Source organism: Streptomyces sp. NPDC048389, assembly GCF_040706335.1.
GTDB lineage: Bacteria > Actinomycetota > Actinomycetes > Streptomycetales > Streptomycetaceae > Streptomyces.
The window spans coordinates 578-8082 of the sequence record NZ_JBEZKP010000102.1 but is presented as its reverse complement, the minus strand read 5'-3'; the positions used below and the strand labels follow the sequence as shown (position 1 = coordinate 8082).

Below are 7505 nucleotides of genomic sequence, written 5' to 3'. Positions count from 1 at the left end.
GTGATCCCCGCGGCGCCGCGGCGCGTCCTGGGCCGGCTGCGGCGCCGGGCGCCGGGCGGCCGCCCTCTGGCGCCGCCCCCCCGCCCCGCCCGTCGTGTACGGTCTACCGGCCGTGCCGCCTCAGGCGGTGGGCGCGCCGGCCGTCTTGGCGACCGACGAGCCACCGGCCCCCTTCGTCTCGCCGTCCAGCGCCGTCAGGTCGCTGTCCCTCGTCTCGCGGGCACAGGCGATGGCGACCACGGTGAGCAGCGCTGCGGCGATGACGTACAGGGCGATCGGTGTCGACGAGCCGTAGTCGGCCAGCAGCGCCGTGGCGATCAGCGGAGCCGGCGCCCCGGCCGCCACCGACGAGAACTGCGCACCGATGGAGGCGCCCGAGTAGCGCATACGGGTCGCGAACATCTCGGAGAAGAACGCCGCCTGCGGTGCGTACATCGCACCGTGCAGCACCAGGCCGACGGTGACGGCCAGCAGCAGCGCGCCGAAGCTCGCCGTGTCGATGAGCGCGAAGAACGGGAACATCCATGCCCCGACGCCGATCGCACCGATCAGATACACCGGCCGCCGCCCGATCCGGTCGGACAGCGCTCCCCATGCCGGGATCACGGCAAAGTGCACGGCGGAGGCGACGAGGACCGCGTTGAGCGCCGTCTGCTTGCTCAGATCGACCGCGGTCGTCGCGTAGACGAGGATGAACGCGGTGATCACGTAGTAGCTGATGTTCTCCACCATCCGCGCACCCATGGCGATCAGCACGTCGCGCCAGTGGTGACGCAGTACGGCGACGACGGGCATCTTCTCCACCTGCCCGGTGAGTGCCTTGCGCTCTTCGGCCCGCGCCAACGCGGCCTTGAAGAGCGGCGATTCATCGACGGAGAGACGAATCCACAAGCCGACGATCACCAGTACACCGGAGAGCAGGAACGGTATGCGCCAGCCCCACGAGGTGAAGGCGGCGTCGGAGAGCAGCGCGGTGAGCGCCGCGAGCACACCGGTGGCCAGCAACTGCCCGGCCGGCGCGCCGGTCTGCGGCCAGGACGCCCAGAAGCCGCGCCGCTTGGCGTCCCCGTGCTCCGACACCAGCAGCACCGCACCGCCCCACTCACCGCCGAGCGCGAAGCCCTGCACGAGACGCAGGAAGGTCAGCAGGACGGGAGCGGCGGAGCCGATGGTCGCGTGCGTCGGCATCAGCCCGATCGCGAAGGTCGCGCCACCCATCAGCAGCAGACTGAGCACCAGCAGCTTCTTGCGCCCGAGCCGGTCCCCGTAGTGCCCGAACACGAGCGCACCGATCGGCCGCGCGGCGAATCCGACGGCATAGGTGAGGAACGACAGCAGGGTGCCGACGAGCGGGTCGGAGTCCGGAAAGAACAACTTGTTGAAAACGAGCGCGGCGGCCGAGCCGTAGAGGAAGAAGTCGTACCACTCGATGGTGGTGCCGATGAGGCTGGCGGCGACGATGCGCTTCAGCGAGCTGGGCTCGGGCGGGGCGGTTGCGGGGGCGGCCATGGACACCACTTCCGGACGGTTGGCGGGGACGTTTGCGTGTCGCCACACCGTAGGAAGGGCCAGGTCAGGGGCGTATGTGGTGGGACACCATAGTTCAGCGATCCGGGGTGCGTGCGCCCACCATGGAGGGGCCCCGGTGGCTCCATGACGGCTCCTTGAGGGTGATGAAGGCAATGGACGGTGGTCTCTGTCGGCATCTGCCGTCGCCCGGCCGCCGGCCATGTGCAGATGCCCACCATGTGCGCGCCCTGCCTGGGCTTTTCGGCAGGACACCGCATGCTGCTTTCCGCCCGTTGTGCGGACGCCTAACCTGGCTCCCATGACCGAAGGCGAAGAAGCCGGACGGGCGTTGCGCCGCTGGCTGGCACGGACACTGCTCGCGGACATCGACGGGCTCACCGGCCGAGTGGTGGCGGACATCCGCGCGCACAGTCCGGCATACGCCTCCGGCAGCCCGGTCTCGCTCCCCGATCTGCACGCCGTGTGCCGGGACAATCTGCTCCTCTCGCTGGAGGAGTTCGGCGGGCTCCCGGCAAGCGCCGGCAATATCGAGTCCGCCGCCACAGAGACCGGGCGGCGTCGGGCGGAGCAGGGCCTGCCGCTGGACACCGTGCTGCTCGCCTACCGGCGAGGTGGCCGCGTGACGTGGCAGGCCATGACGGATCTGCTGCGCGGCGCGGCGGCGGCCGAACAGGATGTGGTCCTGGAGGTCGCGGGTGTGCTGTGGGAGACCATCGACCGCTTCTCGACGGTGATGGCCGACGCCTACCGGCTGACCGAGCTGGAACTGCACCGCCGCCAGGACTCCCGGCGCGGCGCCCTCTTCGCGGCACTGCTCGAGGGCCGCGGCCGGGACCCGGCGGTGGCTTCCGCCGCGGCCGAGGCGCTCGGCCTGTCGGCGCGCGAACGCTACGCCCTCGTGGTGGTCGACATCGGCGAGAACCCGGCGGCGCCGCCCAATCCCGGCCCGGTGCTGCTGGAGGCGGGGATGCGGTCGTTCTGGCGCCCCTGGTCCCAGCGGTACGCCGGTCTGGTACGCCTCGGGACAGCCGAGCCGTACGAACTGGCGGAGGTGCTGCGCGAGATGCAGGTCGGCACCGCCGGCGTTTCCCCGGCGTGCGAGGAACTGGCGGCGGCCGACACCGCCCTCCGCCTGGCCGAGCGCGCCCTGCGCACGCTACCGCTGGGCGGTTGGGCGGTCGCGTGCCTCGACGAGCGTCTGGTGGAGGCGTCCCTCGCCGGGGACCCGGAGATCGCCGACCTGCTGGTCAGCCGCTATCTGGCCGGCGTCCTGGCCTGCGGCTCCGAGGGCTCGGTCCTGCTGCGGACCCTGCGGGTGTGGCTGGACGCGGGCTGCTCGGCCGCCCGCACCGCCGAGCGGCTCTACTGCCACCGCAACACGGTGCTGAACCGCCTGGCCCGCATCACCGAGCTCACCGGCTGGCCCCTGGATTCCGGGGAGGCCCGCCTCGGCTGGGCGCTCGCACAGCGCGCCACCGAGGTGCCGCGCTGACGCCCTCGACGGTCCGGTGAGCACTGCGACGAGCGTGTCACTGCGGCCCACGGCCGGCTGCTGCCGGCTGAAGGCCACGACGCAGCACGTTCCCGCTCCCGAGCTGCCGGGACCTGCGTCGGCCACCTCGTCGACGCGCGGCAGCGGCGCGTCCCCGGCCGCGCTCGCATGCGCGGGCGGCTGGGGACGTGTGCGTTCCGGCGGGGGCGGCACCCACCGCCGTTGGGCGCCTGCACAGGATCGCCCGCTCAGTTCGATGCGCCGGACACATTGCTGCGCGATGTCGGCCACTCGACCATGGCGGGAGTCGGCACGGCCTTCAGCAGCGGCCCCCGACGACGTGACGCTCTTCGGCTCGTCACGGACCCCGACTCCCTTTGCGTTGCCCTCAGCTCGGCATGACGCACCGCACAGAGCATCCGCACACCCAAGGACCACCAAGGAGCACATATGAGTTCCACCCTGTTCACCCTCGGGCTCCCGCTGGCCTTGGGCCTGGTCATGTTCGGCCTCGGACTGTCGATGACCGCGGGTGACTTCGGCCGGGTGATCCGGTTCCCGAAGCCCGCCCTCATCTCGCTGGCCTGTCAGATCGTGGTCCTGCCCCTGATCTGCCTGGGGCTCGTGAAAGTCTTCGGCCTCGGCGGCGTACTCGCGGTCGGCATGATGCTCCTCGTCGCATCGCCCGGCGGATCCTCGGCCAACCTCTTCAGCCACCTGGCCGGCGGCAACGTGGCGCTCAACATCACGCTCACGGCGGTCAACTCGGTGCTGTCCGTCTTCACACTGCCGATCGTGGTCAGCCTGTCCATCGCGCACTTCATCGGTGACAACGCCTCCATCGGGCTGCAGTTCGGCAAGGTGCTGCAGGTGTTCGCGATCGTGCTCATACCGGTCGCCATCGGCATGACGGTCCGTGGCCGGTTCCCGGGGTGGGCCCAGCGCATGCAGAAGACCGTCAAGGTCGGCTCCACTGCGGTACTCGCCCTGGTCATCCTGGCCGCCGTCGTCTCGCAGTTCGACGTCCTGCGGGACAACCTCGCCACGCTGGGCCCGGCCGCCCTGCTCCTGTCGGTGCTGAGCCTCGGCGTCGGATACGTCGTGCCCCGCCTGTTCGGTGTGACACGCGGCGACTCCACCGCATCCGCAATGGAGGTCGGCATCCACAACGCAACGCTGGCGATCGCGGTGGCCGTCTCGGTGCTCGGCAACGAAACCCTCGCCCTCCCGGCGGCGGTCTACGGCGTCCTCATGTACCTGCCTGCCTCGATCGCGGCCTACCTGCTGGCCAGGGCGGGCCGCACCGCGAACAGCCGTCGCGCCGAACTCGTCTGAGCCCCCTCATTCTCCGCGAACCGTGGGTCGCCGACCCAACCCCGAGAGGATCCCCTCCCATGCGTGTGACGCCTGGCCGAGCCGCTGCGGTCGCCGCGGTGGCCGCAGCGACCTTCCTCGCCGCCGCCCAGCCCTCGTCCGCGGCCGCCGCCCGGGACAAGCCCCTGGTGTACGTCGCGTTGGGGGACTCGGCCGCGGCGGGGCCCGGCCTGCCCGAACAGGACCTCACCCGCCCGGGCTGCTTCCGATCACACCTCAACTACCCGTCACTGGTCGCCGGTCACATAGGCGCGGACGTGTTCCGCGACGTCACGTGCACCAGCGCGACCACTAAGGACTTCACCGAGGGGCAGCAGACACTCACCGGGCAGGTACCCCCTCAGTACGATGCGCTGTCACCGGACACGGACCTGGTCACCGTGCACATCGGCGCCAACGACATCAAGCTCGTCAGCACCGTCCTCACCTGCGTCAATCTGCTGCCCGATCCCCTGGGCACCAGCTGTCACGACAAGCTGACCGCCGGCGGAGCGGACCGGGTCTCACAGCAGATCCAGGACTTCGCGTCTCGTATCGGCGAGGCGGCGCGCTCGATCCGAGGCCGGGCGCCGCAGGCCAGGGTGTACTTCGTCGGCTACGGCACTTACCTCCGGCCGGGTGGCTGCTACCCGGTCCAGCCGTTCTGGAGCCGCGATGCCGACTACATCCAGAGCAAGCTCCGGGAACTCAACGCCGCGATTGCGTGGCAGGCCGGGCGCAACGGCGCGGGATACATCGACCAGACCGCGGCAAGCGTCGGCCACGACTCCTGCGCGCCCTTCGCGACACGCTGGTTCGAGGGGATCATCAAGGGAAACGTGACGGTGCCGCTCCATCCGACGGTTCTGGGCATGCAGGGCACCAGCTTCGTGGTCACCCGCGCACTGCAACGCTGAGACCTGCCGACCTGCCCGTCAGCCCAGCAGGCAACGCGGCTGGTGGTCCTGCGGAGGCGGCGAGCACGACCGGTGACGTGGGCGTGGGCGGTCACCGACAAGGTGTGCCGGGACAGACCTCGCTGCCGCCGCCGGGGCGCCCGTCGGTGGGGTGAGCCGACAGTGACGTTGCCGAACTTGGCGGTCGGCTTGTCGAACACGGCCCGCAGTCTCGGCTCGCAGTCGGGCAGCTGCTTGTCGAAGGCCCTCTTCCCGTCCGGAGTGCGTCCGTGGCCGTGGTGAGTGGTCCTGCCGACGTCCGGGCCCAGGAGAGCGCCGATGTCTTCGGTGTCGAACATTTCACCTGTCCAAGGGAGTTGAGCCGGTCGGCCTTGACAGTGGTGTCGTACGCGCGCATCCACGCCAGGGCCGACCTACTCGCCCGCGAGGTGCCCGGCATCGCGCCGGACCGGACGGTGGCCGGACGTCTCATCAGCGTCTTTGACGGCGCCTCCCCGGCCCTGCGACCCCACCCCGAGGTCATGCCTTCCCATGCCGTTGCTTCTGCGGCTGTCAGATGCTTCATCCGGCATGCTGACACCCCGTCTGGAGCGGTTGGGGCCGGGCGTCCTGACACGGTCGTGCCCGCCTGACCTGTGGACGTGGGTTCCTGCTCACCGGGGCCTCAGGCGTCGCTGCATGTGCCAGCGGGTGACGCGGAGATGAGCTACCCGCCGCCCCGGACAGGCCCTGCCGGGCCCCACACCACCTCTCCGGTGCCGCGATGCCGTCCCACCACGGCGCCGCCGCCCTCCCCGCCGCGTTGCGGCACCCCGGCGAGCCACCCCCGGCCAGGCCCGTTGCCAAAATGCCCAAGGGCACGGAGGCAGACCTGGGCGCCTGCGGAGTGACAGTGGCAGCCGAACGCCCCAGCATGGCGGTCAGCCACGTGCGCGACCAGACGCCACGTGCCGGACACAGGGAGTCCTGATGCCAGGCAACTCACGCCGAACGCTCTGCTGCCTCCTGCTCACAACGCTCCTCGCCGTCGGCATGGCCGCTGCCCCCGGGACGGCGGGCGCCGCCGGACAGGAGGCCGGTGCGATCCCCTCTGTCGGTACGCATTGGGGGGAGCCCGGGCCGTATGACGTGAAGGTCGACATCGAGGTGGTGCACACCTTCTACTACCCGGCGTCCATGGGGCAGGCGGGGGAGCGGCACCCCGTCGTCGTCTGGGGCAACGGGACCGGCGCAGTGCCGGGCATCTACAGCTCCCTGCTGCGCCACTGGGCCAGCCACGGCTTCATCGTGGCTGCGGCCAACACCCCCAACTCCAACTTCGGGCTCACCATGCGAGCCGGCATCGACGTCCTCGAGCGGCGCAACACCGACAGCGCCAGCCCTTTCCACCAAAAGGTCGACCTCGAACACATCGGATCCGCCGGGCACTCGCAAGGCGGGGCGGCGGCCATCAACGCGGCCGTCGACGACCGGGTGGACACAGCCGTCCCCATCCAGCCGGGCCCGTTGGCAGATCCCGACCGGATGGATGAGCCCGTCTTCTATCTCGCCGGACAGCGCGACCTGGTCGTCTGGCCGTCACGGGTGCGGGCCTTCTTCCGCGACTCCGATCACGTCCCTGCCGTGTACGGCGAGGTCCGCGGGGCCGGGCACCTCGGCCCTATCGGGGACGGCGGGGCGTTCCGCGCCCCCATCACGGCCTGGCTGCGCTTTTGGCTGATGGGGGACGAGCAGGCCCGCGGCGAGTTCTTCGGCCCGGGCTGCGGCTACTGCTCGGACAGGGACCTGTGGTCCGACTGGAAGCGCAACGCGCAGGCGCAGGCCATCGCGGGCCCCACCGCCTGATACGCCCTCCGCTTGTCGATCGGGGGACGGCCCCTGTGTCTTCTCCGCCATGCGCAGGTATTCCCTTCACTCGGATGAACTCGTGGGACACCGGCCGTACTGCCTTCGCTGCTCTCCGGCCTTCTTCGCGGTGCTGCGGAATTGCTTTCCGCTCCCTCGTTCGCGGGAGCCGAGACATGGCGGAGAGAGCAGGATTCGAACCCGCGCAGGGCAGTACCCCTACGGCGATCAATCACCTTTCCCGTCAGGCCACTTCGGATATCTCTCCGGACGTGCGTATCGAGGCAGCACGAGACGGCCGGCGGTGGGTCTCCCGATGGGAGCTCGGTGGCAACCTGGGTACCGGCTCTCCGATCGGCGACAGCCCA

Annotated in this window: 5 protein-coding genes, 1 tRNA gene and 1 pseudogene; 4 read left to right on the top strand and 3 right to left on the bottom strand. The window is 70.6% G+C overall.

The features are described 5' to 3' along the window. Window positions 1-120: 120 nt before the first annotated feature. Window positions 121-1509, bottom strand: a complete 1389-nt coding sequence (locus AB0903_RS33850; RefSeq protein WP_366708595.1) for an MFS transporter — start codon at window positions 1507-1509, stop codon at window positions 121-123. 319 nt (window positions 1510-1828) lie between these two features. Between AB0903_RS33850 and AB0903_RS33845 the strand changes: the two genes are divergently transcribed. The 3 genes from AB0903_RS33845 to AB0903_RS33835 all read left to right on the top strand — a co-directional run bounded on the left by AB0903_RS33845 (window position 1829) and on the right by AB0903_RS33835 (window position 5292). Then, complete coding sequence (locus AB0903_RS33845) at window positions 1829-3022, top strand: helix-turn-helix domain-containing protein (RefSeq protein ID WP_366708593.1); 1194 nt, start codon at window positions 1829-1831, stop codon at window positions 3020-3022. Between the two features lie 450 nt (window positions 3023-3472). Continuing rightward, on the top strand, window positions 3473-4357 hold the full coding sequence (locus tag AB0903_RS33840; RefSeq protein WP_366708591.1) for a bile acid:sodium symporter family protein: 885 nt from the start codon (window positions 3473-3475) through the stop codon (window positions 4355-4357). Between the two features lie 59 nt (window positions 4358-4416). Next, on the top strand, window positions 4417-5292 hold the full coding sequence (locus tag AB0903_RS33835) for an SGNH/GDSL hydrolase family protein (protein WP_366708589.1): 876 nt from the start codon (window positions 4417-4419) through the stop codon (window positions 5290-5292). 158 nt (window positions 5293-5450) lie between these two features. On the opposite strand, the pseudogene AB0903_RS33830 reads toward AB0903_RS33835, so the two are convergent. Next, window positions 5451-5630 (bottom strand): annotated as a pseudogene (locus tag AB0903_RS33830) (IS110 family transposase); the annotation flags it as partial. 631 nt (window positions 5631-6261) lie between these two features. On the opposite strand from AB0903_RS33830, the gene AB0903_RS33825 reads away from it, so the two are divergent. After that, window positions 6262-7137, top strand: a complete 876-nt coding sequence (locus tag AB0903_RS33825; protein ID WP_366708587.1) for an acetylxylan esterase — start codon at window positions 6262-6264, stop codon at window positions 7135-7137. A 177-nt stretch (window positions 7138-7314) separates the two neighbouring features. Here the strand turns inward: AB0903_RS33825 and AB0903_RS33820 are convergent. Further along, window positions 7315-7405: transfer RNA gene (locus AB0903_RS33820), tRNA-OTHER, on the bottom strand. Window positions 7406-7505: the final 100 nt, after the last annotated feature.

What these genes read in the sequence shown, in the direction of transcription:
- AB0903_RS33850 (WP_366708595.1), bottom strand. Translation starts at nt 1,509, where the DNA reads ATGGCCGCCCCCGCAACCGCCCCGCCCGAGCCCAGCTCGCTGAAGCGC.
- AB0903_RS33845 (WP_366708593.1), top strand. Translation starts at nt 1,829, where the DNA reads ATGACCGAAGGCGAAGAAGCCGGACGGGCGTTGCGCCGCTGGCTGGCA.
- AB0903_RS33840 (WP_366708591.1), top strand. Translation starts at nt 3,473, where the DNA reads ATGAGTTCCACCCTGTTCACCCTCGGGCTCCCGCTGGCCTTGGGCCTG.
- AB0903_RS33835 (WP_366708589.1), top strand. Translation starts at nt 4,417, where the DNA reads ATGCGTGTGACGCCTGGCCGAGCCGCTGCGGTCGCCGCGGTGGCCGCA.
- AB0903_RS33825 (WP_366708587.1), top strand. Translation starts at nt 6,262, where the DNA reads ATGCCAGGCAACTCACGCCGAACGCTCTGCTGCCTCCTGCTCACAACG.